This is a genomic window from Paraburkholderia sp. SIMBA_053, assembly GCF_046534895.1.
GTDB classification, from domain to species: domain Bacteria; phylum Pseudomonadota; class Gammaproteobacteria; order Burkholderiales; family Burkholderiaceae; genus Paraburkholderia; species Paraburkholderia caledonica.
Window position 1 is genome coordinate 1 of record NZ_JAWRXU010001467.1, and the last position, 244, is coordinate 244.

Annotated in this window: 1 protein-coding gene; it reads left to right on the forward strand. The window is 74.2% G+C overall.

Features of this window, described 5'->3' with window-relative positions:
* A partial coding sequence (locus tag SB753_RS40485; RefSeq protein WP_410805605.1) for an FGGY family carbohydrate kinase occupies nt 1-244 on the forward strand: 244 nt, incomplete at both ends.

The following is a 244-nucleotide window of genomic DNA, read 5'->3' on the forward strand; positions in this document are numbered from 1 at the left end:
CGAGCCGGAGTCGGCGCGCCGCACGCGTTGGGCGCTGCAGCCGAAAGACTGGCTGCGCGTGGCGCTGGGCGGCGCGGTCGCGACCGATCCTTCCGACGCGTGCGCGACCGCGCTCGCCGATCCCGACGGCGCGTGGGACACGGCGCTGCTGGAGCGGCTCGGTATTCCGCATGAATGGTTTGCGCCTGTGGGGCCGTCGTATGCCGCTGCCGGCGTGCTGTCGCCGGGTGCTGCGCAGGCGTTG